Here is a 23495-nt window from a genome sequence, read left to right on the forward strand (position 1 = left end):
GAATAGCTCTCAGCTCAGAACAATGCGCTCTGTTTCCCCCCACGCCGTAACGGTAGCCTCAATTCTACCGTCAACGACCTCGCCTTGAACCGCTCCGTCTTGACATTCCCCTGAGATCATCAACACCAGAAACCGCGCCTGCGCCCCGGCATCAATCTCCTGCACGAACCGGACGTGGCAGACCTGCGCTTTTTGTGCCGACATATCCGGTTGATAGGTCAATGGAACCATGCTCGGTCCCCAACCGATCTCCACATCGCAAATCGCGTCCGACCACGCGGGTGCCAGCTTGATACCTGGATCACCAACGCTTACTATCGTCCGATTTTCTACCTCACGCAACTCGTCTGGACAACGCAGCGTCCAGCGAAGCGTGTGCGCAACCTCACTTTCCGCGGCATCCAGCAGATCGTAAATCAGAAAATAGTTTCTCTTTTTTAACAGAACCGTACGTTCGTGCCGTACCCCCTTCGAACGCAGATATCCTTCGTGGGAGATGCGTACATACGTCTCCGCTTCTTCCTCTCGCCAATCGAGCAACCGCCCCCATATTCTTCGTTTTTCACCCGGGCGCCAGAGATCCTGATCATCTTCGTCAATCCAGACCGTATTTTGCCCCCGCGTGCTGTAATACCAGGTGCGATAATCCGGGTCGCTATATGCAAATGGAGACCCCGGAGACAGGGCCGCCGGACGACCCTTCACCCAGGCTGAAAACGAAGCCTGCGCCCCGTAAGCATGCCCGCCTTCAGGATGCCCGAAATCCAGGACTAGGACGTTCGCCTCGCGGTCCCATCCGTCGCGAAGCACGGCGATGCCCGAATCGGGAAACAGTCGCGAAACCGGTGCAGGTGATCCTTGCAACTCACCTGCCGGATTCGGAATGCACAGATCGTTCAATATTGTGTTACCCCACCCCACTCCCCCCTTCTGTACCGGCACAAATTGGGGATGATACCCGCGGTCGATATGCCACTGAAGCACCGGATCTTTGAAGAAAGTATTTCCAGAAGCCAAAAATGCGGGCCAATCCTGTGCATACACCGCCGAATTAATAGCTGGCGTAAAACCATCCGGTGTCAGAATCTCAGCCAGAAACCTGTGCATCGCCAAAAACCGCGTACGAAAAGGCTCGGTATCGTAGAAGTTGGGTAGCCCACGACGGGCCAGAATCATCTGTAGGGTTGCAAATGACCGGATGACCGTCTTGTGATATTGCGTGCATATTTCCTTCTGAAACCCATCGGGATAGACCTGGTTCAAAAGCAACACTTCCTGAATCTGTCGCCCCGTCTCCAGCCAATCCTCAGCAGCCTCCCATTCCGGGAGCAACGCTCCGACGCCGCCCATTCCTCCGCTACCCGAAGCAATGAAATTTAGCTGTTGCTGCCACGCCACTGCGGTCTGTGAAGCCACTTGTCCATGTAGATGCTGCGCCAGACGCCAGATCAGGATAGATGCTGCCCGGCAATCTGCCACCGTCCAATCCGGATGGGCGCGTAGCGCATATAGCGCTTCTCCCAAAGCCTTCAGCTTCAACCCGACGGACAACGTATTCCAAACCGCATAAATTCCACCCGGCCTCACTCCGCGCTTCAACACCAGTGCCTCGTCGCGAATATCATCGATCTGGTCGAGATAGCTCTGCACGCAATCCGCAACCACCCGCACATATTTCCCCTCGCCGGTCAACATCGCCGCCCGTATCGGCCATCTGACGAAAAACATATAATGCAACCCACCCCAGTTCATCGTCCGACCTGGATTCGCGCTCCAATCCAGCCCGACCCCCGGCACATAAGGCACCGTGGATTCTCCATACACCATTTTTCCATCAATCAGCCGATCCGACTCCTCAATCCAGACCCGTGACAATCCCGGCCAGTGCGTTCGCATGGCGTCACCGAATCGTTCCGAATCGAAATGCCACGTCGGTTGGGCTCTACCTGCCAAATAGGTATGCCAGGCGCGCCAGGCAACTGCCTCGCTCTTTGGATCCGACACATCATCCGGTAACACCAGCCGCGAAACACCGCGTTTCACCTGTCTCCAAAATGCCCCTGCCTCGTAAACAGGCGGTTCAAATTCGCTCACCGCACGCTCCCATCGTGATCCAGGATATTCCTCGCCCCCTGCCCGAGCAACCCCTTCGCAACGCGCTCGCCCAACTGCTCGGCAGATGATGCCTGTCCTTCTGCCCTCTCTGACATCACCTGACGCCCATCGGGGGTGGCAACAACGCCCTTTAGCCACAGAACGTCAATAGAAGCCTTGTCAAAGGCCGCGTATCCTCCAATTGGAACGCTACAGTCTCCCCCCAATGCCGCCAGCATCGCGCGCTCTGCCGTAACAGCTTGTTGCGTTTCAGCGCAATTCAAAACGCCGACGAGATCTGTAATCCGCTCATCCCCTTCTCGTATTTCTATCCCCAGCGCGGCCTGCCCGGGCGCGGGCAAACAGATATTCGGGTCGATAAAATCCGCAATGCGATCTCCCAATCCCAATCGCATCAAACCCGCTGCGGCTAAAATAATACCATCCAAATTTTCCGTTTCGAGCTTTTTGACGCGCGTATCCACATTTCCTCGAATCGCCACAAAATTCAAATCCGGCCGCACGTGTTTCAACTGTGCTTGTCGCCGCAAACTGCTCGTGGCAACCGTCGCCCCTTCCGGCAAATCCCAAAACACCCGATTATTCTTGCTGACCAACACATCTCGCACATCTTCGCGAGCACTTATCGCACCCAAAACCAATCCCTCTGGCAACCTGGTCGGCAAATCTTTCAAACTGTGAACCGCCAGATCAATACTGCCCGACAGTAGCGCTTGCTCAATCTCCTTTGTCCACACCTCTTTGCCACCAATCTGAGACAGAGACATTTCTGAGAGTCGGTCTCCCTCCGTTTTGATCACCTCAATCTCGACGCTGAGATCGGGGTATGCGATCGCCAGCTTTCTCTTTGCCCAATTGGCCTGCCACAAGGCCAGCGCACTTCCCCGACTGCCAATAACCACCTTCATGACCCGTGCACCTTTTCACTTTCTATGTCTTCAACCACCAGATCAAACAAATAGGAAAGCGCCGCCACATAAGCCCCGCCATCTTCTTCCTCGCCAGCCTCTCTAAGGCGCGTCACCGGTTTGTGCAGCACCTTATTCATAAACCGGCGCATCAAATTGGTAACTTGAGCGCGTTGCTCATCTGAAAATTCACTGAGCCTGGCCTGCGCGAGTTCCGAATCCATAAAAGATTGAAAATGCCCACGCAGCGCCACTATTGCGGGAACAACCGATAGGGAATTTATCCACGCAGAAAAATTCTCCACCTCTTCTTCTATAATTGCACTGACTTTATCCGCCTCAATTTTCCGCTTCTCCAAATTCGCGCCAACAACAGACTCCAGGTCGTCCAGATCGTATAAAAATACATTGTAAAGATCACCAACTGCCGGATCGATATCGCGCGGCATGGCAATATCGATCAAAAACATCGAGCGATTATTGCGCTTTTGCATCGCCGCTGCCACATGGTGGCATTCCAGAACATAAGTTTCCGCACTCGTGGAACTGATAACAACATCTGCCCCGTGCAAATTTCCTATCCCATCGTCCCAGGAAATGGCGCGACCACCCACGCGCACTGCCAAATTTTGCGCCCTTGCTAACGTGCGACTCGTCACCAGCAAAGACTTCACGCCATTGTCAGCGAGGTGCCGCGCCGTCAATTCACTCATCTCGCCAGCGCCGAGCACCAGAGCTGTATGCCCTTCGAGATTACCGAAAATTTTCTTTGCGAGTTCCACCGCTGCAAAACTGACGGAAACTGCACCCGTTGCAATCTCCGTTTCAGTGCGCGCCCGCTTTGAAACCTCAGTCGCAGCGCGAAATAATCGATTCAGCACGGCTTTGCTCGTTCCCATAGATAGTGCAGCAGCCCCGGCCTCTTTCACCTGACCGGCAATTTGTGGCTCGCCCATGACCATAGAATCCAACCCACAGGCGACCCTGAAAAGATGACGCACGGCTTCTGCATCGCGATAGACAACCGTGTGCTGTCCCAGGGCGTCGGCATCCAATCCGCTTTGCTTGCTCCACCCGGAGATCACAGCCGTGCGAGCAGCGTGAATATCCGTCGTAATGCAATAGACTTCCGACCGATTACACGTCGATAAAACCGCGCATTCGACGATCTCAGATACACTGGAAAAGTATTGGAGAACCGCATCCAGAGCCTGGGGCAAGACCGCTACTCCATCTCGAATTTCAACAGGTGCCGTGCGGTAACTCAGCCCAATTACAACGAGAGACATACGTCAATCCGCTCCTCAATTTCAGCCCACTTGCCACTGCGTGCAAGGGCAAGTGTATCATCTGTCACCAACTGTTGCCAGAACGCTTCCCGACGCTCTGGCGCATTGGGAAATCGCGCATAAACTCTGCGCCTTAATTCCGCCATCAAATCCAGTAATCCCGCGTGTCCGTCATCCAAAAATGCCTCAATTTCTCGGCGCAACAACGCAGTGTAAGCAGGACTTTTGCCGCCGGAGGAAATCGCCACCTGTAAGTCACCGCGCCGCACAACTGCAGGCACAATAAAATCGCTATCTGTATGTCGATCTGCACCGCAAAACAAAATCCCCCGACATTTCGCTGCCGCCTGCACCGCCCGATTGACATCTACCTGATCAGTCGCGGCAATCACGAGCGCGCTACCGTCCAAATCACCAGGCTCAAATGACCGCTGATAGAGATGGATCACACCTCCATCGGCCAATTTCAAAATGCCCTCAGTCGCTGTTATACCCACAACGCGAATTCGCGCCTTCGCCTCACAAAGCCCACGCACTCTGCGTTCGGCAACGCGACCCGCCCCAACCACAACACACAATTCATCTTCCAATTTCAAAAACACGGGATAGCACATGATTCAAGGTCCTAAATTGTGGGGACCAGAAAACAGAACGCCCATAACGGGAAATGCCAGAATCACGAGGACAAAACCCAGGATAGACAGAAAAGCCGCTCGTTTGCCCTGCCAACCGCCCCACCACCGTGCGGCGAGATTGCCCGCATAAATAACCCAGGCAATCAGAACGGGCAAAAACACCGGCTCGCGCCATACAGAAAACTGCGAAAGATGTTGAAATGCCCACACCGAACTGGCAATAGTTCCGCCCGTCAAAAAGACAAACCCAAAAGTGGCAGCGCGGTTAGTGATCTGATTCAATACCTCAAGTGAAGGCAGGCGGGAATAAAAAAAACCAAAATGCTTGGCCTGAATTTCGCTCAAAAGCATCAGATACATCACACCTCCAACACAGGAAATCGCAAAAGCCGTGTACGCAAGGCCATAAGCCAGCACATGTAGTTCAAACCATCCGCCGCTATATCCCGTGACCTGAATATCCTCAGTACCCAACAATTTTGTAAGCGTCAAAATGTGCAAAACCACGACAATAGGCACAATCAGCACACCCAAAGACCGATCTCGCGTACTCACTTCCAGGTAAATATAGACAACCACAACTAACCACGCACACAGCGATGGCAAGACCTGACTGGTCAAAGGTACCTCGCCAGCAGAAATTGTGATAACGACCAAAAGCACAGTGTGCACACACCATGCGCCCCATATCCCCCAGGTGCTCAGAACACGCCAGTACGTTTTGGGTTGGTGAAAGTCCAATGCATAACCCAGCGCACTGGCGATGTACGCCCCTCCTGTCACAATGAGTAAGATGTCAAAAATCATAGCTTTTTCCTCGGTCATCCAAACCGACATCATAAAAAGAAATATACGCAACGGTGTACCACTGCGCCAGTATCATCAATGCAATGATGTTCCCAACAACTTGAGATTAAATGGTTGAACCACCCTCTCACCTGGCGTAATAGAGCCTAATACCACCTGTTTATCTGCACCAGTTACACTCGGCACATTGCCAGATTGTCCATTCATAGTCTGACAGGCCAGAATCGCAAATGCAATAGCTTCTTTAGCCTCGGATGCCATTCCTATATCATCCAATCGCTTGAATTCTATATTTCCCAGTGCCCGATCTAAAAGATCCATCATAACCGGATTTTTGATCCCTCCCCCACTTGCTATCACCTCGTGGATTTCACATCTGGGCAAAACAAATCGTTTTAGCCCATGCACAATGCTTTCCACCGTGAACTGTACTGCCGTACGCACGAGATCCTCCCGTTTTCCCTCCCAATCGAGAATTTTCTGAACTATATCGGCTCCAAAATCCTCTCGCCCCGTTGATTTGGGCGGCTCCAGATCCAAAAAAGGATGCGCCATAAGCACATCCAAAAGATCTTCACACACCTCGCCTTTGCCCGCAAGGGCGCCATCCCTATCGAAACTCTGTTTACCGCGCGTTATCGCCTGCACAACCCCATCAATGGCCATATTGCCAGGGCCTGTATCAAATGCAAAAATATCTGACACGCCACAGTTTGCAGGCAATATATTGACATTGGCAATACCGCCGATATTGAGCATCGCACGTCCCGCGTACTCAGACCGAAACAACAGATAATCCACCAGCGGGACAAGCGGTGCTCCCTGTCCTCCCACAGCCATATCCCGCGATCGAAAATCCGATACCGTCGTGATTCCCGTGCGCTCTGCAATCACCGAAGGACTGCCAATTTGCAGCGTTGATCTCACCCTCTTGCCAGCAACCACTGCGAGTGTGGGCAAATGGTGAATCGTCTGCCCGTGCGATCCAATCACATCGACTTGTCCCGCGCTGACATTAGCTTCCTTGCACACGCGCAGAGCCGCCTCTGCAAACCATTCCCCAAGCGCGGCATCCAGGCGGCAGATTGCATCGACCCGTCCATTTTCGCAAAGTGACAAAATCTCCCTTCTGACATCCTGGGGAAAAGGAACCTCGACATACCCGAGCAGACACAGATCAGATTCGCCGATCTCCACAAGCGCGGCATCCACTCCATCGGCAGAAGTTCCAGACATGAGACCGATTGCTTTCACCTCACGCTCCTATTTCGCGAACGGTTTTGACACCGCGAATAAAATAGTGATAAACGACTGATCCCTTGAAAAGACGCCGTTCAATCTCATCATCTCCCACGCTTCTGAACCGCTGGGCTTCGCGCCGTCGCCGCAAGATATTGAACGGATGCAGCAACACCCATAAAAGGCCAGCTATTGCCGCAACGGGATGTTTCCAATGACCCTTTAGCAACAACCCCAAATTTGCCAGTTCCATAGCGATGCGAATCGGGAATTTATACAACAGCCGCGAAAGGGAAAAATTTTTTAACAACATCACGAGTTGATTGCGGTGATTCAAATACGCTTTTCTATAACTCTCTGCACCCAGCGTAAATCCACCGTAGTGATATACGAGAGAATCGGGCACATAGACGATGCGATACCCCGCAAGGTGAAACCGCCAGGACAAATCGATCTCTTCCATATGCATTACAAAACCCTCATCGATCAATCCCGTTTTATCGAGACAATCCATACGCAAAAACATAGCCCCCCCAATAGCCCAAAAAATATCGCGGGGGTGATTGTATTGCCCCATATCTTCTTCGACGAATTCAAATATCCTGCCCTGACAAAACGTAAATCCCCACTTATCCATCAGCCCGCCAGCAGCCCCGCCATAATCAAACATTTTCCGATTCTGCAATGACCGCACCCTGGACTGACACGCCCCAATTACGGAATCGGATTTCAGGGCATCAATCAGCGGCGGCAACCACCCTTCGCCCACCTCCACATCCGAATTCAACAACATCGCATACGTCCCCTTTGCAACCTCCAAACCCCGGTTGCACCCGGCACCCATCCCCTTGCTCGGCTTCCCATTTCCCCCACCCGTTTTCACAATGCGAATATCCGGAAACTTTTCCAATGCCCTGTCCAGGCTGCCATCGGGATAAGGCTGATCGTCTGCTACAATAACTTCAAAAGGAATATCCAATGTCCGCGCATAGACAAATGCCAGGCATTCGGAAAGAATATCCCCCAAATAATGGGGGATGATAATTGAGACTAATGGTTTATTATTCTCTACCATCTGAAAATCTCGGACTTCCCCCATCAAAACACCACCTCTACACCCAATTCTTCAGCCGCTTTTTCCAAACCTTCCACATGGGTTTTATGCATCGGAATCCCCGTCTTTTCCCACGCTGCCTTTTTAAGCCACTCAATCTCACCTGGCACGTAAATGCGATCCACACCTTCCTTTGGACGAGAAGTCCGAATCGCCTGAATCATTCGATCAACTTCCAGTTTAAAATCAGACACATCGCAAAATGTCTCAATCTTGATCGCCTGAAAAAAGTGACTGGCCCGTCGCTGTCCCTGATATTCATCTTCCCGATTTACCGTTGCCAGGCAAAAAGGCAGAATACCGCTCAAAACATCCATCACCACATTTAGCCCCGATCCTTTTGCACCACCAGGAGCTACCAGCGCGTGCGCGCGACCGGGATCATCAGTCACCTGTCCATCCTCATCTAACACCCACTCGCCATCTAATTTTCGTCCGTACAAACGCATAGTGCCCACCCGACCCCAGGCGGACCGCCCCGTCGCCATATCCAGAACAATGGGATATTCCCGATTCGCCGGAATCGCATAAGCCAGCGCGTGATTGCCCAACAACCTGTCTATCCCGCCATAAGGCGCCACGCCCCGACTACTACTCGACACGCAAAAACCGATCATATCCCAGTCCAATGCCATCGTCGCATAACAGGCCGCTGCGCCGTAGTGACGGCTGTTTATAACTGTTGTCGCAGCAATCCCCAGTTTATCTGCTTTTGCAATTGCCAGTTGCATCGCCCGATAAGATGCCAGATGTCCCAAACACCCATCGCCATCTACCGTTGCCGACGCGGGTCCTTCGCGGACAACGCGAATTTCGGGTTTTGGATTTGTGTGACCCGTTTGAATGCGCTTTAAGTAACCCGGCACAGCACGCGTACCGTGTGAATGAACGCCGCGCACATCTGTCTCAACTTGCAAATCGGCCATCAACCGCGCATCTGCCCTCGGCACGCCAACCGCTTCATAAAGCCGTTGCGTCGTCTCTCTCAAATCGCGAACCTGAATCAACCGCTCCTGTTCGCCCGCCTCTGTCGGCGCAATACCATTCACGAGATCATGCATAAAAACCTCCAAATTCCTTGCTCAAATCATAGAGACATTTTAAGTTGTCAGCACATCCAAACACTCTCCGAGGTAAGACAGAAAAGGTGAAATAGGGGAGAGATTGGGTCGTCTTAATTTTACGTCTCACCTTTTATCTGTAAGGAAAACACCATGGATTACGATGTCATCGTCATAGGCGGCGGAAGTGCGGGATACGCCGCTGCGCGCACGGCACAAGAACTCGGTGCAAAAGTTGCCATCATCGACAAAGGGCCTCTCGGTGGTCTGTGCATCTTGCGCGGCTGTATGCCCACCAAAACCATTCTGCGCTCATCCGACGTCATGTCCTTAATGCGCCGCGCCAGAGAATTTGGCCTGCGCGCTTCTAATTTGCACGCAAATCTCGACGAAATCAACGACCGTAAACGCGCACTCGTCAATGAATTTGCAGACTATCGCATCGAACAGCTGCGCAATCCGCGATTTACGCTCATCAACGGCGCGGCGCAGTTTGTCAATCGCAACACCATCACAGTGGAAAAACAAAATATAACCGCGCGAAGTTTCATCATAAGCACGGGATCAACCGTTGCCGATATCGCCATTCCCGGCCTGGAAGAAGTCGGTTATATCACCAGTGATGAAGCACTTGAACTGCGGGAACTGCCAGAATCGATGATCGTCCTGGGCGGCGGACCTGTCGCAACGGAATTTGCGCAATTCTTCTGTCGTCTGGGAACGCACACCACACTTATACAGCGCAGCCATCACATTTTTAGCACCACAGACGAAGACCTCGCCCGTCCGGTGGAAGCCCGCTTCAGAGAAGAAGGCATGAAAGTCTTTACCGATACCCAATTGCAAAAATTTACAACCAAAAACAACGCCAAAGTCGCCCATTTTCACCACAGTGGCAAACTCCGTCGCGTTTCAGCAGACATAATTCTCCATGCCCTGGGACGTGTGCCCGCCATCCAATCACTCGCACTTGAAAGTGCCGGCGTAATCGTCGAGCGCGGACGTATTCTCGTGGATCATCACATGCGTACCAACGCGCCCAATATTTATGCAGCGGGCGATTGCACGGGACTATACGAAATCGTACACATCGCCGTTCAGCAAGGGGAGATAGCCGGTCACAACGCGGTTGAAGGAACCCAACAGCAACGCATTGACTACAGGCTCAAAGCCGAAGTGGTCTTCACCGATCCGCAATTTGCGTCTGTAGGCCTCACCGAAAAAGAATGCCGCGAGCAAAACATCCCTTATCGCGTTGCGTCCTACCCCTTTGACGACCACGGCAAATCCATGGTTCTGGGAGAACTTCATGGATTTGTCAAAATTCTCTGCCATCCCGAAACAGGCGAAATCATCGGCGGACATATCGTTGGTCCAGAAGCTGGCGAACTTTTTCACGAACTCATCGCCATCATGCACTTTCGCGGCACAGTACACGATCTCATGAGCATCCCGCATTACCACCCCACACTTGCAGAAATCCTCACCTATCCGGCAGAAGACCTCGTTGAAGAAATTCATTCCTCACTGTGAATAACCGGTTTTAACTGATAGGCGAGTATTGCGGCAAATGGGATAAATAGCAGGGAAATGCGAAACAAATTCTGATAGGAAATCCACGCGACCAGCAACCCGGCCAGCATGGGCAACAAGCCTTGCGGAAACATAAACATATTCATAAAGCTGGTGTAGGTCGGCCGTCGGTCAGCAGGCGCAATATCGAGGACATACGTCATGCGCCCCGAATACATGCCGCTTTGTGCCGCGCCGGAAAAAATGAACGTAAATGCATACACAACAACCCTCAAATTCACCTCTGTGCCCCAGAACCAGAAGGTCCGATCAGGCACATACACGATACATATCGGAATCAGAATAGATAGCGCGAGCAAGCAGGTACCGTACAAAAACAACGCCTGATTCCCCTTGTAACGCCCAACCCATGCCCACGCCACATTTGAAAAAACCGAGCTAAACTGCATAGCGATCACATAAAACCCAATATAAACCGCCCCTATGCCCAGACCGGAAATTGCATAAGGCACGTAAAACGGCCCGCCCATCATGCTAAAACCCCACAAAAATTGCACCATACACAAACGCCTGAAATTCACATCATCTTTCATCAGGCTCAGGCCACTGATCAAATAATTTTTCAGAGAAAGCTGTGCGCGCGTGCGCTTTTCAATGGGTTCGCGGATTATGCCAAATGTCAGCACAGCCAGCGCGGTGCCAAAACCAGAGAGCATAAATAATACCGCGTAATTATTCGGAAAAGAGAGACCGCTTTGCGCACTCAAAATATAGGAAATGAGAAATCCCGCAACCATGGACATCACACCGCCTGAAAATCGGCGCAGAGCAAAAACTTTTGCCCGATGCGACGCGGGAATCGCCTTGCCCATCAAATCCATCCACGGCACATTCATCACGCCCATCAGCGACGTTCCCAAAGCGTAAAATATCATAAATAAAAACAAAAAAAATGCGGGATTTTGCCCGCCAAAAAAAATGGTCATCACACCCACCAGAATCCACATCGCACTTCGAGCCATACCCGCCCAGATCAGCAAAGGCATCTTTCGGGGTTTGGGTTCGATAATTCGAGAAATAAAGACCTGAGGCCAGGCCCATCCCATTCTCATAAGCGCGCCAGCCATCCCGACCAGAATACTGGACGTGGTCAGCGTTTGCACAAATGCTGGCATCACCAGATCGGCGCTGATAAACGTGTAGGCCATCATCACCATACCACCATTGATCACCAGCAACCAGCTATTTCGGCGCGTCTCCCTTTGCGAGCGCCTCGCCGCCACCACATCGCGTAGCGGCGGTCCCCCATGCTGTGCCATTTCCATGATTGGTAGTCCTATAAGCAATCTGCACCGTCAATAATAGACTGAATATCCACAATCCCACATCCTGGTCCTTTGGGAATGCTCATCTTTCCATCTCGAATCTCGAGTGCGGGATCAAACCACTCGCGGTATTTTTCAATTCCCCTTTTGTATTCCTGATATCGACCTATATCCGGTGTACATGCGGCAAAGTGAAGCATATAAATAAACCCAAATCCACCAGAAATATGTACGGTCGTCGGCATCCTGGCCAGAGCGGCCATTCGCGCAACACGCGTCGAGCGAATAAGCCCTCCGTAATAATGCAGATCGGGCTGCACAATATCCACACCGCGATTGGCAATCATCCATCGAAACCTTCGGTCGCTGAATTCCTGCTCGCCTCCAGAAACGGGAATATCCAGTGTATCGGCAACGATCTTTGTATCCTCAAGGTGATCAAACGGACATGGTTCTTCAAAATAAACAGCTCCAATATCTTCGAGCATGCGTCCCACTTCAATCGCCTGCGGCGGATCGTAAGAACTATTGGAATCCGCGTGAATATCAATTGCATCACCGAGTACCTTGCGAGATAACGCGATCAAATTTGGTGTTCGCCCGGGCATGGCATCTGCGTTTTTGCTCATGCGCCCACCAATTCTAAACTTCACGGCTGGCGCACCCGTCTCGTCTATCAGATTCTGTAAATAAACCACCTCTTCTTCCGGTGTGCTATCCCTGCGTCCGCTCGCAACATAAAAGGGAACCCACTCGCGCACAACGCCGCCCAGAAGCTCGGGAATCGACTTTTGTGCAACCCGACCGAGCAAGTCCAACAGCGCCATCTCGACCCACGCCACACAACACCAGAAAGCCAACCCCTGCAATTTGTAATTGCTGCTGTGGCGGTACACGCCCCACAGATGGTCTTCGAGATCGCGGGCGTCTTTGCCAATAAAATAGGGAATTACCAATTTGTTGAGAATAGGATACACATGTTGCGCCCGCCCATTCGTAAATGCCAGACCCTCCGCACCATCTCTCGAACGCACATGCACATAATACTCTCGCTCATCTTTGAGCAACCGAATGGATTCGATCACAACCGATTCATCCAGCCCATCTAAGACCAGAACGGGTTTTTCAGCCGCCTCATCCAATGCCGCAATACTCGGTACCATTTTAAGTCCCCTGCCGCGAATTTTGAATTTTCTCTTGCAATTTTTCAAAATACAGATCTCGATCAACGGGAATATCGACCCAATCGTTCAGCCATGAAGACAAAAGCATCGCATTCGACAATTCAACCCCGTGAATGCCCTCAGCCCCGGGCGCGAGCAATGGGCTCCCATTCAATATGGCATCACACCAGTTGTTAATGATGCCGCGGTGCGCCCCGCCATCTTCGCCGAGAGGAATATCGAGTTTTTCCGCCCTGGGTTTTCCAAAACCGCCCGTATATCCCCGAGAAAATTCGCTCAGAGAAACATTTGAACGCCACCACACAATTTTATTGTTTTCCATAATCACCTTGCCGCGATCCGTCGCTATCTCCAGGCGATTACTCCCGGGAAACTCTCCGGTTGTGGTAATAAACACGCCCGTCGCACCGCTGTCGTATTCCACATATGCAGTGACATCGTCATCCACTTCAATATCGTGATATTTGCCATAGCTGATAAAAGCGCGTACGCGCGAAGGCATCCCGCAGATCCACTGCCACAGATCCAAATTATGAGGGCACTGATTCATCAACACACCGCCCCCCTCGCCCGACCAGGTCGCGCGCCATTCGCCCTTATCGTAATAACTTTGAGCGCGAAACCAGTTCGTGACGATATAATTCGTGCGCTGAATATCTCCCAACTCGCCAGAAGCCACCAATTCTCGCAATTTTTGATGGTGTGGGCGGGTTCGCTGATTGAACATCAAAGCAAACACTTTGCCACTTTTTTCAGCAGCCTCATTCATCTCATAAACTTGTCTGGTATATACGCCTGCTGGTTTCTCTATCAGAACGTGTAAATCGTTTTCAAATCCCTTTATCGCAAATGTCGGATGATCGTAATGCGGCGTCGCCACAATAATCGCATCAACAGCTCCCGAAGTGATCAACTCATCGCCATTGTCAAATGTCCGCACGTTTTCCCCAAGGTTTTCACGCGCCCACTGAATCCTATCCGGATCGACATCGCAGACCGCAGTCAACTCTCCATGCGGAATATCCCCCTCCGCAAAATACTTCGCGTGGCCTCCCCCTCTACCTCCAATGCCAATAATACCAACTCTCACCTTTTTCATACTATCAACGCCTCCTCTCTTTACCTGTCATCATCGCCCCTCGTGCTGCCGATTAAGTTGCGCCTTCAATGCGATTTCTGCCGCTTCTGTTGCAACAAAAAAATTTGCGGGATAACGCGCGTATTCCAAAAGTGACGTATAAATCGCATCTGCCTCATAGTTATTTAAACCCAATCCCGCCAAATACTGGAGCCGCATATTGCGATCCAGATTGATCTGCGCATCTGCGAGCCATTCGCCCAGATCACGCGCCCGCCCGGCATACGTCGAAAGCAACGCGATAGCTGATCCCAAAGACACATCATTCAGCGAATACCACACCTCCGTGTAATCCTCGCGGTCCAAACGCGCCTGCAAAGCATCGACATCGACGGATAGAGGTCCCTCTTGTCCCAACAGCACAACATCATACCCTTCGCCATCATCTTGATTGCCCCAAATTGTCCCGTGAGGAAACACCTCAAAAAAAGTCGCTATCTCGCTCTTAACCGCATCTAACCGCGACTCGTAAAGTGGAACCCATTGCGTCACAACACCTCCGGGATTCAAACGCTCTTTGCACAATTCAAAATACTCTTTCGAATACAGCGCGCCAGCACCCTTAACCCAGGGGTGAATCGGGTCTGAAGTAATAATATCGAATTTCTCATCTGTTGCCAGAAGATAATGTCGCGCATCGTCGATAATGATCTCCACGCGGGGATCTTTTAGCACATCGTAGTTCTCTGGGCCAAAATACACCTCAGCCGCAGGTGGAATCAGCGGCTCGATCTCGCAGATCACAATGCGTTCAACACCTGGATATAAAACATAAATTCCGGCCGTCACCCCCGCACCACACCCAACCACGAGCACAGAACGCGGCTCTCTGTGCATTAATGCCGAAAGATGCCCCAACAGGCGCTGCAAACGCATATCTTGCGGCTCGCTGGAAGCAACGATTTTTCCACTAACGTGAAAATTCCGCACGCCGTTATCCAACTCAGACACCGCAACCGATGCATTCATCCCCTCATCCGCGTAAATATATGTCGCATCCTCCCCCCAATCGAGAATCGCACGACCATAAGCGATCAGTGCTGGCGGCGGCCCCGGCATACTCCACACCAGCAAAACAACCCCCACCGCAACGCCTACCCACCGATCTGATCTGACCGTTCTATCCCCATCTCTCACCTGCCATAGCTCGCGTCCAAATATCAAAACAGCCCCAAATGCAGAAAGGATGAGCAACACCTGTTGCGCCATCTGCGTCCCCAAAAGCCCGATCAAAACCACACTAAAACCGAGCGCCCCTACAATCGCACCTGCCGTATTGGCCGCATACACACTACCGGCCAGCGCGCCGGGATCGCGCCCCTGTAAACGCGCAGCAGCAAGCGCCAGCGGAAAACTCATGCCCCACAGCATAGTCGCGGGGAAAATAGCCACAAAACAACGCAGCAAATCCAATTGAAATTGCACCGCATAAGTCCCACCCGATGTCCAGTAAGGAAGCAAATGAGAAAGCGCATAAGCCGCCCAAGCAATTGCGCCAACAAGAAGAAGTTGGCACCACCCAAGTGCGATTTTGGGATTTATTTTTGTGCGTGCAAAATATGCCCCCAGACTACTCCCTGCACCCAGTCCGATTAGAAAAACTCCCAGAATAATTGAAAAAGCGTAAACAGTCGCTCCCATCATCAGCGATAGCAACCGCGTCCAAATTACCTGAGCACCCAGCGCACACGCGCCGGAAATTGCAATCGTCACATAAACTCGCCAGGCCTCTATCATCCACAAACTGCGCGTGATTGTCTTTCTCATTGACGCATCGTACTCAGCCCATTGTGCCAACCCATACCCGACAAGTGCCACGGCCAAATTGAGCGCGACCGCCACATAAGTCGCCGTAACCACATCATACAGGCGCAGCAGATAAAACCCCGCAAACAAACATCCGCAAACAGCACCGGCAATATTGCCTCCATAAAAAAAACCGAGCCACGAAATACCGCGAGGCGTTGACTCTGTCCACCGCGCTATCGCAGGCAATGTCGCCCCCATCAACACCGTGGGAAAAAAAAGACAGATTGCACAGACAATCCCCCGCAGGAAGTGTCCCCACAATCCATAAGTTGCCACACCGATATAAACCTCGCCGATCAGAGGCAGTACGAAGAGCAAAATCAGGCCCATGGCACCAATACCCAACTCCAAAAGCGCATAGACCTTTAACGGGTGGTAGCGCGTTGAAATAATGCGCGAGAGCATCACACTGCCAACGCACATCCCGCCCATAAACGTCCCCAGCAATATGCCGAGAGAAATTGCCGAAGATCCGATGATCAGTTGCAGCATCTGAAACCAGACAATTTCATAAATGAGCGCGGCGCACCCACTTCCCACAAAGAGGATAACCAGAAAAGGCAAAAATTTTTGATTTGCGTTCATAGTATCGCTCATTGCCTTTCGTCTGCAAGCTGACGCATCGCCGCAGAATGGCTCACACCTTCAGCCCGCAGTCGCCTGTAAGCCGCTTCATCCATCCCTTCGGGATTGAGAAATGCGCGAATATCGTATCGTCCGGACACTTCAACGGGTAGCTTCCCCTCTTCGATCATCAATTGCAGCGGATAGCCCATTTCCTCAAGTGGCAGATGTACTACCCGATGTTGCCGCGCAGATTCAAACAGCGCCATCATAATCTCGACGGTCGCACGCGCCTTGCGCCCCGAAGCGCGGTGTTCCTCCCCCCCTTCTAACCACGCGATCAACTCGCGCACAGAAGCGGCGTTGGTCTCGCCGCCAATTGCGCGATGCCCCTCATCATCTACAATTTCCACATCCTGCCATCCATCGGTCGTTGCATTGAACAGGCGAACCGAGCTTTCGGTCACCTCCATCAAGCCCTCTGAACCGCGAATCTGAAAAGCCCCCGCATTTTCTCCCGGGCGGTTCAAATCCGCCTGGATCAAAGCCTGAGCCCCATTGGCAAACGCGACCAGCCCCATACACGCATCTTCAATCGGCGTATCGCGCTCAAAGCGATCAGTCTGCCGCTCGACAGCACCCATCACCCATTCGCCCTCTGGATCGTCCAATACAAACCGAATGCCGTCGATAGTATGCGTCGCCCAGTTAATCAACCCCTGCGCGACCTGTCCATGCACCATTATAGCATCGCCAATGACCTTCTCGCGCATCAAATCCCGCGCTTTTTCCCAACCGGGTGTAAAACGCCGCTGATGGCTGACCACCAGCCTTGTCCCATTTTTTTCACACGCATCCAGCATGCGATCTGCCTCGCCAAGGCCAATCGCCATAGGCTTTTCGCAAATAACACCCGGCACACCGCCATTCGCCGCGCCGATCGTACAATCCGGATGGAGAAGATGCCAGGTGCAAACGCTGACGATATCGAGGTCTTCTTTAGCTACCATATCCTCCAACGAAGCATAGGCATTGGGAATGCCAAACTCCTCGCAAAATTGCTCTCGTGCAACCGGATGGGGATCGGCGACAGCCACCATCTCTGCATTGGCCACGCGCAAATACCCATCGGCGTGACTGCGCGCAATTGAACCGCATCCAATAATACCGACTCTGTAAGTCATAGCGAATCCTTATCCTGATTTTTACGCAACCATTCCTCCAGCCACAATCCCGGATCCTCTGTGCTCGCACACTGGCGCAAAACCCCAACCGTAGCTTTCAAATTACTATCACACATCAGATACACGCGCGCAAAAACATCCGTGCGCTCCCGGTAAACCCGGTAAAGCGCCATCCGCGCATTGTTGAGTTCCCACGAAGGAAAGCGGGCATATAGCTCAGTCTTAAGGGGGAGCGTGTGAAATTCTGTGCGTGCGAAATCGAAAATCTGCTGGCGGAGCGTTATTTTCTGGGGAGAATCGGACTGGTAAAGTGAATCGAGACGGGAGGCAATATCGCGCATAAATTTGCGAAAAACAACACCATCTGCACGCTCGTCAAGCACCCGACGCACTACTTCGGAATCTGTGCCGTATTTGCGCTGCAACCACATCAATGCCCCGGTTTCACCGACAAAACTCGCCAGACTCTCATTAAAGGTAACATCCCCCTCAATCCACACCGTTGCATGCGTCAACTCGTGAATGATGAGATCGACCAGATTGCCTTCGGAATAGCGCAACATAGAGCTCAATACCGGATCGGAAAACCACCCCAGCGTGCTATATGCGCCCACTGGTCGCAAATATGTATCATACCCCTCAGCCACATATCGATCGCGCGCTTCTTCGGCTTTTGCACGATCAAAATATCCCCGGTAGGGAACAGTGCCCACAACAGGGTAAGACCACTCGAGCGGTTCGAGGCGATCTTTGGGGCAAACAACGAGATTCCACGACACCGGCCCGCGCCCGATATCGACATACGTAGTGTAATTTTCCGAGGTATTTAGACCAATTTCGCGTTGGGCAAACGCGCGAATAGTCTGCACGAGTTCCAATTTTGCGCGCTGATCGGGCGAAAGCTTTCCCGCCTCCAGCACTTTTTCAATGGATTCTGCTCGCCACAGAAGCGCGACCTGCCCTTTGAGCAACTGATAGAGATACCCGATCTCGGATCCGAACGCGAGAATGAGCAGAAACCCAAATAGTCGAACCATGCATAATGCTCACTGTTCCATGAAATAATAACAAATCATGTGTTGCAAAATAAGATGCATATCTTCGATGCGCCCCATATGGTCAGAGGGAATCACCACACAATGTTGAACGAGTTCCCTGAGCTTACCCCCTTCAAATCCCGTAAACCCAATAGTAACACAGCCCACATCGTTGGCATACCGCACCGCCCGCAACACATTTTCTGAATTTCCACTCCCACTTATTGCCAGCAAAACATCGTCGGGCTCTGCAAAATTTTTCAATTGCTCGACATACACATCTTCGTAACACAAATCATTGCTCAACGCCGTCATCCATTCCACATTATCCGTCAGCGGAATCGTCTTAAAACGCGTTTCGCGCCCAATTGAAGCCCCCTTGCCCATATCGTTCACAAAATGCGACGCCGTACTCGCGCTACCTCCATTCCCGATGGCATAAATTCTCTTGCGCGTATCTCTCGCTTTGCCAAATTCAGCTATAATACGGGCTATCGCCCCAGCATCCAGCGACTTGAGCAAAGCCAAATTTTGCGCGATATAATTCTCGACAAAAGCCTCCATCGCAATCCTCCTCAGGATAACTGAGCGGCTTGCCAACTCTCATCCAGCGCGTCGTGTGTTGTTTGCACGGCATCTTGTGCCGCCATTTCCCGCACCGACTGGCTAAAAGGCTCGGACGACACCGGGCCGTCATAGCCAATTTTTTGCAGCGCGCTCAAAAAGCCAACCAGGTCAATTACGCCAGTCTCACCCGGCAATGCTCGCTTATTGTCAATCTGATCGCTCACATCAACGCCATCGGGCGCGTCATTGACGTGAACATGCACCACATCGTCGGCAGTCAACCCCATCAGGTCTGATAGAGTCCCCAAACCCGTGTACCAGTGCCAGCAATCGAGAAGCAGACCCACATTGCCCGTGCCAATCGCATGGCCAAGCGCGAGCATGCCATCCATCGAGTGAATAAACCCATAAGATTTATCAACCCGCAGAGTGCGCGGCCCAATAAATTCCAGCCCCAGGCTACATCCATGCTCACCCAAAATTTCGGCAATCGGCTTAAAGCGATCAATATGCCACCTCAAATTGTCGCCAAATTTGCGGTCTTCAGAAGCAGAAGGTATCCATTGAGCAACCCGCATAGCACCCACGGCAGCACCGGCGGCGGCAAACTCTGCCAATTTAGATAAGCCGGCTTTATACTCGGCTTCATCCCCTCGCCAATTCACGGACAAACCCCACGCGCCGATCCTCAAACCAGCATCGGCAAACAGCCCCTTCACATGTTCTGCACCGTGCGCATTAACCAGAGACGTAATCTCCTGAATATTGGGATCAACCCCCTGAAACCCAGCGCGTTTTGCATAGCCGATCAACTCATCAACGCTACCTCTTACGCCAATAGCACCCGCATTGAGACTTTTAAACATTGACTGCTCCTTTCATTCATAACCCCGTAATGTCTGGGCTAATGCTCTTAAGTTATGTCAAAATACTTTGGGTCAAAATCTAAGACCCTCTTCTTGATTAAGGGGTTCTTTTTTCGGTTGTTCAACCATCGTACTCTCCAGTACTCAGAGATTTTAGTCTTTGGCCGGTGATAATATTGGGGCCTTTTTGTTCTACCATTAAGGACCTCAATACTATTTTTAGCCAATGAAACAAAGTATATCTTTCTTTTAAAAGAATGTTTAAGCAAAAAGTCAGAATTGAATCCGAGTAAATCACCAACTACTCTAATAAGACGCATCCTCCAAGACGGACCGTCACCGAACTTATAGCCTACACTAATTCCTTTTTCATCAAGATACTTTCTCATCAGGTTAATTGTATTTTCTGTCAGATGCAGCGTACCATATCCGCGTGTTTCTCCAATAGGCTGATACAGCAATTGGTTGTCATATTTTAGGCGGTTATATTGAGAACTTCTCCCGTATAGACTGGTTGTAAATAAGCAGACTAAATTACTTGATTTTCTTTTAGAAATAAGAGTAACTCGATCTTTGTATTTATCTCTGTAAATCTTACGTACTTCGTCAGAGGCAAGAATATAAGAAACCAATTTGCCACCCAAGAGATGGTTGTATGGTGGAAGAGCACCAATCACATAGGCATCCATCGCATAAATGAGATTATCTGTTCGGGTTTTTTTATCCCAGCCTATATAATCATCTCGCTCTGGAATATGAATTATAGGGCTCCCTAAGGCCGCTATACCAATTACAGGTCTGTTAGGAAGTGCTGCATCTCGTATAATTAGCTTGATCCGCCTGCCAACATATTCACTGTATGGTGATGACCAATAATATCGAAAGAATCGAAAAAGATTGTGTTGGCTTCTTTTTTTACATACTTCAATAACAGGTCGAATTTTAGACTGTAACACTGAAGCACCATCTGCTAAGTTATCGCGAGCATAATCGATATGTGCATCGATCCAAGTTCTATTATTGCGAATGATTTCGGATCGCTTCACGCCCATGCTCTGCCGTATTATATTTTTATCATAATACTCAGGCGGAGTAACTTCTACTTTGCCGTCACTGAATTCAACCTTCCAATCAAGTCTTAGCAGGTCATGCATTATTGACAGCTTAACTCTTTCTTCAATTGGCTTATTGTCAAAGTTAAAATCAAGTGTTTCTGTCTGACTCAGGTCAGTGTGTATCTGTAGAGTCTCCATTGTGTCTATCCCAGTTTGTCTTTCCAGACTGGAGTTGGGACACCATAGTAGTCCCGAGTTGTTTGTTCGTGCCTTCCTTGCCTTATCTCAACAGGATGTCCGAATAGCTTTTCAAGTACTGGTTTATATAGCTGATCCTCTGATCGCGTCTCGTCTCTAAATCGTTCTTCTTTTTTTATATTTTGAAAAAAATAAAAAAGTTGACCGCGGTAAATACCTGTCCATTTTTCATCTCTCTTTAAACTTAAACGTTGCTGTCCAGTCATTATTGCAAAGAGGGCTTGAGCTAAAGCTTTATCACGCGCGTCTGACTTTTCCTTAATTTTAGTAGCGGCGCTTTCCTCGAAGGGTTCAAAGTTGGCATTCACATTTTTGCCATACTTCTCTTCAAAGTTCCTGATTCTTACGGGCAATACAAAGGGTTGCTTCGGAGCACTCCACATGTAGCAATTGCCCGGGATAGGTTCACCAATGATATGAGCAAGAACATCATGCGAAAAATGGGAATTGTATCGCCCCAAGGTGGAAGCATCACCTTCCGATAATAGATGGAAGCTAAACCAATTATCGGACTGACTCATTATTTCTGGAGCCATTGAGCCAGGTTGCTGGGTTATCAGAATCGCTCCCAGATCATATTTTCTTCCCTCTTTCACCCATTCAACAAACGGACTTGTTTCTGCAAGGGACCTGCCGAGTACGCTTTGTGCTTCTTCAATTATTACATTAACAGGAATTGGTGAGCTACCCCCTGTAAAATTTTCTTGATTGTAATTGAATATCTTACGCATCAATAAACCAGCGATATTGTATCCGGCAGTTGAACTGAGCAAGCTAATATCAATTATCACTATACGGCCCTCTTGTAATGCTGACAAAGTTCCCTCAATTAGCTGACTGTTGGGATCATGGAGGTGGGTCACCACATTATGCATATTGCTTCGTGCCGCTCCAATTTCAGCAGTTGCATTTCTAATATCAGATTCCGTGTTGTACCCTAATAGCTTACCTATTTCTTTTTCTTCAGTTCCCAAACCATCTTTGTGTATCAAATCAACCATGTCTCTCCAATTGGCACCTAAGCTTTTTAACTTCAAAATATTTTGCTGTTCTTGTCGGTCAGCAGAAATTGCTATTCCAATCACATCTCTCGCTGGCAAATCCCGTATATCCAATTTTACCGCGCCAGCTTTAAAACATTCATAATATGAATTTTCCTGAGAACGACTTGTAAATACGACTATCTGTTCGCGAATATCAGGTACATCACAAAGTCCAGGTCGCTCCTTATGGTCCGGCCAAAAGTACTCACCATCAGCATCAAATATCAATGTTCCTACTTTGTCTCCTTTATCGGTCACTGCATTTAATCCATCATTTTTGTAAAGTTCTGAAATCAAGTATTTTATCAAATTTGATTTCCCATAACCTGCTCTTGCAAATACGACCGATCTTTTTGACACCAAGTTATTGATATTGAAATTTACCTTGAGACGGGGTGCTATCTGGCGAAACATATCGTCCGGTTCGCTTATTCCTCCAGAATAAATGAATTCTCCTAAAACATAATCCCCTAAATCAGTATCACCATCGCTTAGTGAACAAAGCTCTTCGAGAACCTCATCACTAGGTAGAGAAACTTGTGCACCCAGATGAGGTAGGCGCCTTTGAGAAGGGACAAATATAATTTTTTCTTTATCTTTGTCATCTCTTGCTATCTTAACTGCCCCAAGCAATTTTATTTCTACGCGGTACTTTAGCTTATCCTTTTTAAGATCTTCAGGAACATCCTGATCCCTTCTCTGCATTGTATTCATGTGGTCCTCACCTTCGCTGGTTGCCAGAAGCCCAGACGGCACAAATTTGG

Annotated in this window: 19 protein-coding genes; 1 reads left to right on the forward strand and 18 read right to left on the reverse strand. The window is 50.3% G+C overall.

Annotated features, from left to right (window positions below; translation table 11 throughout):
• Window positions 1-9: 9 nt before the first annotated feature.
• The 8 genes from OXH16_04300 to OXH16_04335 all read right to left on the reverse strand — a co-directional run bounded on the left by OXH16_04300 (window position 10) and on the right by OXH16_04335 (window position 9168).
• Window positions 10-2094 (reverse strand): alginate lyase family protein, encoded by a 2085-nt coding sequence (locus OXH16_04300; GenBank protein MCY3680593.1) that lies wholly within the window; start codon window positions 2092-2094, stop codon window positions 10-12.
• A complete protein-coding gene (hemC, locus tag OXH16_04305; GenBank protein ID MCY3680594.1) occupies window positions 2091-3023 on the reverse strand; it encodes a hydroxymethylbilane synthase in 933 nt (310 codons plus the stop codon). Before hemC ends, OXH16_04300 begins: the two co-directional genes overlap by 4 nt.
• The gene (gene hemA / locus OXH16_04310; protein MCY3680595.1) at window positions 3020-4312 is read right to left on the reverse strand and encodes a glutamyl-tRNA reductase; all 1293 of its coding nucleotides are present in this window, start codon (window positions 4310-4312) and stop codon (window positions 3020-3022) included. The genes hemC and hemA overlap by 4 nt, the downstream gene beginning before the upstream one ends.
• Window positions 4297-4926: a bifunctional precorrin-2 dehydrogenase/sirohydrochlorin ferrochelatase gene (locus OXH16_04315; protein ID MCY3680596.1), complete on the reverse strand. Its 630-nt coding sequence runs from the start codon at window positions 4924-4926 to the stop codon at window positions 4297-4299. Before OXH16_04315 ends, hemA begins: the two co-directional genes overlap by 16 nt.
• Window positions 4927-4929: 3 nt before the next feature.
• Complete coding sequence (gene ccsA, locus OXH16_04320; protein MCY3680597.1) at window positions 4930-5754, reverse strand: cytochrome c biogenesis protein CcsA; 825 nt, start codon at window positions 5752-5754, stop codon at window positions 4930-4932.
• Window positions 5755-5829: 75 nt separating this feature from the next.
• Window positions 5830-7008 carry an anhydro-N-acetylmuramic acid kinase gene (locus tag OXH16_04325; GenBank protein ID MCY3680598.1) on the reverse strand — a complete coding sequence of 393 codons (1179 nt, stop codon included), beginning with the start codon at window positions 7006-7008 and terminating at the stop codon, window positions 5830-5832.
• Window position 7009: 1 nt separating this feature from the next.
• Window positions 7010-8092, reverse strand: a complete 1083-nt coding sequence (locus OXH16_04330) for a glycosyltransferase family 2 protein (protein MCY3680599.1) — start codon at window positions 8090-8092, stop codon at window positions 7010-7012.
• On the reverse strand, window positions 8092-9168 hold the full coding sequence (locus OXH16_04335; protein MCY3680600.1) for an Ldh family oxidoreductase: 1077 nt from the start codon (window positions 9166-9168) through the stop codon (window positions 8092-8094). Before OXH16_04335 ends, OXH16_04330 begins: the two co-directional genes overlap by 1 nt.
• A gap of 153 nt (window positions 9169-9321) precedes the next feature.
• On the opposite strand from OXH16_04335, the gene OXH16_04340 reads away from it, so the two are divergent.
• Window positions 9322-10701, forward strand: coding sequence for a dihydrolipoyl dehydrogenase (locus tag OXH16_04340; GenBank protein ID MCY3680601.1), 1380 nt, complete (start codon window positions 9322-9324; stop codon window positions 10699-10701).
• Here OXH16_04340 and OXH16_04345 read toward each other — a convergent pair.
• From OXH16_04345 to OXH16_04390, 10 genes are all read right to left on the reverse strand, one after another.
• The gene (locus OXH16_04345; GenBank protein ID MCY3680602.1) at window positions 10686-12026 is read right to left on the reverse strand and encodes an MFS transporter; all 1341 of its coding nucleotides are present in this window, start codon (window positions 12024-12026) and stop codon (window positions 10686-10688) included. The genes OXH16_04340 and OXH16_04345 overlap by 16 nt on opposite strands.
• A gap of 11 nt (window positions 12027-12037) precedes the next feature.
• Window positions 12038-13189: a mandelate racemase/muconate lactonizing enzyme family protein gene (locus tag OXH16_04350; protein MCY3680603.1), complete on the reverse strand. Its 1152-nt coding sequence runs from the start codon at window positions 13187-13189 to the stop codon at window positions 12038-12040.
• 1 nt (window position 13190) lies between these two features.
• The gene (locus OXH16_04355; protein MCY3680604.1) at window positions 13191-14309 is read right to left on the reverse strand and encodes a Gfo/Idh/MocA family oxidoreductase; all 1119 of its coding nucleotides are present in this window, start codon (window positions 14307-14309) and stop codon (window positions 13191-13193) included.
• A 30-nt stretch (window positions 14310-14339) separates the two neighbouring features.
• Complete coding sequence (locus OXH16_04360; GenBank protein MCY3680605.1) at window positions 14340-16742, reverse strand: fused MFS/spermidine synthase; 2403 nt, start codon at window positions 16740-16742, stop codon at window positions 14340-14342.
• 8 nt (window positions 16743-16750) lie between these two features.
• Window positions 16751-17905 carry a Gfo/Idh/MocA family oxidoreductase gene (locus tag OXH16_04365; GenBank protein MCY3680606.1) on the reverse strand — a complete coding sequence of 385 codons (1155 nt, stop codon included), beginning with the start codon at window positions 17903-17905 and terminating at the stop codon, window positions 16751-16753.
• Window positions 17902-18942: an aminopeptidase gene (locus tag OXH16_04370; protein MCY3680607.1), complete on the reverse strand. Its 1041-nt coding sequence runs from the start codon at window positions 18940-18942 to the stop codon at window positions 17902-17904. Before OXH16_04370 ends, OXH16_04365 begins: the two co-directional genes overlap by 4 nt.
• Window positions 18943-18951: 9 nt before the next feature.
• Window positions 18952-19506, reverse strand: a complete 555-nt coding sequence (locus tag OXH16_04375; GenBank protein MCY3680608.1) for an SIS domain-containing protein — start codon at window positions 19504-19506, stop codon at window positions 18952-18954.
• Between the two features lie 11 nt (window positions 19507-19517).
• Window positions 19518-20375 (reverse strand): sugar phosphate isomerase/epimerase, encoded by an 858-nt coding sequence (locus OXH16_04380; protein ID MCY3680609.1) that lies wholly within the window; start codon window positions 20373-20375, stop codon window positions 19518-19520.
• Window positions 20376-20422: 47 nt separating this feature from the next.
• Window positions 20423-21628 carry a DUF4338 domain-containing protein gene (locus OXH16_04385; GenBank protein MCY3680610.1) on the reverse strand — a complete coding sequence of 402 codons (1206 nt, stop codon included), beginning with the start codon at window positions 21626-21628 and terminating at the stop codon, window positions 20423-20425.
• A gap of 5 nt (window positions 21629-21633) precedes the next feature.
• The coding region (locus tag OXH16_04390) for a DUF87 domain-containing protein (GenBank protein MCY3680611.1) at window positions 21634-23495 on the reverse strand (1862 nt) is incomplete at its 5' end.

The organism is Gemmatimonadota bacterium, assembly GCA_026705765.1.
Classification (GTDB): domain Bacteria; phylum Latescibacterota; class UBA2968; order UBA2968; family UBA2968; genus VXRD01.

What these genes read in the sequence shown, in the direction of transcription:
- OXH16_04355 (MCY3680604.1), bottom strand. Translation starts at nt 14,309, where the DNA reads ATGAAAAAGGTGAGAGTTGGTATTATTGGCATTGGAGGTAGAGGGGGA.
- OXH16_04340 (MCY3680601.1), top strand. Translation starts at nt 9,322, where the DNA reads ATGGATTACGATGTCATCGTCATAGGCGGCGGAAGTGCGGGATACGCC.
- hemA (MCY3680595.1), bottom strand. Translation starts at nt 4,312, where the DNA reads ATGTCTCTCGTTGTAATTGGGCTGAGTTACCGCACGGCACCTGTTGAA.
- OXH16_04365 (MCY3680606.1), bottom strand. Translation starts at nt 17,905, where the DNA reads ATGACTTACAGAGTCGGTATTATTGGATGCGGTTCAATTGCGCGCAGT.
- OXH16_04315 (MCY3680596.1), bottom strand. Translation starts at nt 4,926, where the DNA reads ATGTGCTATCCCGTGTTTTTGAAATTGGAAGATGAATTGTGTGTTGTG.
- OXH16_04330 (MCY3680599.1), bottom strand. Translation starts at nt 8,092, where the DNA reads ATGGGGGAAGTCCGAGATTTTCAGATGGTAGAGAATAATAAACCATTA.
- OXH16_04375 (MCY3680608.1), bottom strand. Translation starts at nt 19,506, where the DNA reads ATGGAGGCTTTTGTCGAGAATTATATCGCGCAAAATTTGGCTTTGCTC.
- OXH16_04360 (MCY3680605.1), bottom strand. Translation starts at nt 16,742, where the DNA reads ATGAACGCAAATCAAAAATTTTTGCCTTTTCTGGTTATCCTCTTTGTG.
- ccsA (MCY3680597.1), bottom strand. Translation starts at nt 5,754, where the DNA reads ATGATTTTTGACATCTTACTCATTGTGACAGGAGGGGCGTACATCGCC.
- OXH16_04345 (MCY3680602.1), bottom strand. Translation starts at nt 12,026, where the DNA reads ATGGAAATGGCACAGCATGGGGGACCGCCGCTACGCGATGTGGTGGCG.
- OXH16_04335 (MCY3680600.1), bottom strand. Translation starts at nt 9,168, where the DNA reads ATGCATGATCTCGTGAATGGTATTGCGCCGACAGAGGCGGGCGAACAG.
- OXH16_04385 (MCY3680610.1), bottom strand. Translation starts at nt 21,628, where the DNA reads ATGGAGACTCTACAGATACACACTGACCTGAGTCAGACAGAAACACTT.
- OXH16_04380 (MCY3680609.1), bottom strand. Translation starts at nt 20,375, where the DNA reads ATGTTTAAAAGTCTCAATGCGGGTGCTATTGGCGTAAGAGGTAGCGTT.
- OXH16_04370 (MCY3680607.1), bottom strand. Translation starts at nt 18,942, where the DNA reads ATGGTTCGACTATTTGGGTTTCTGCTCATTCTCGCGTTCGGATCCGAG.
- OXH16_04350 (MCY3680603.1), bottom strand. Translation starts at nt 13,189, where the DNA reads ATGGTACCGAGTATTGCGGCATTGGATGAGGCGGCTGAAAAACCCGTT.
- hemC (MCY3680594.1), bottom strand. Translation starts at nt 3,023, where the DNA reads ATGAAGGTGGTTATTGGCAGTCGGGGAAGTGCGCTGGCCTTGTGGCAG.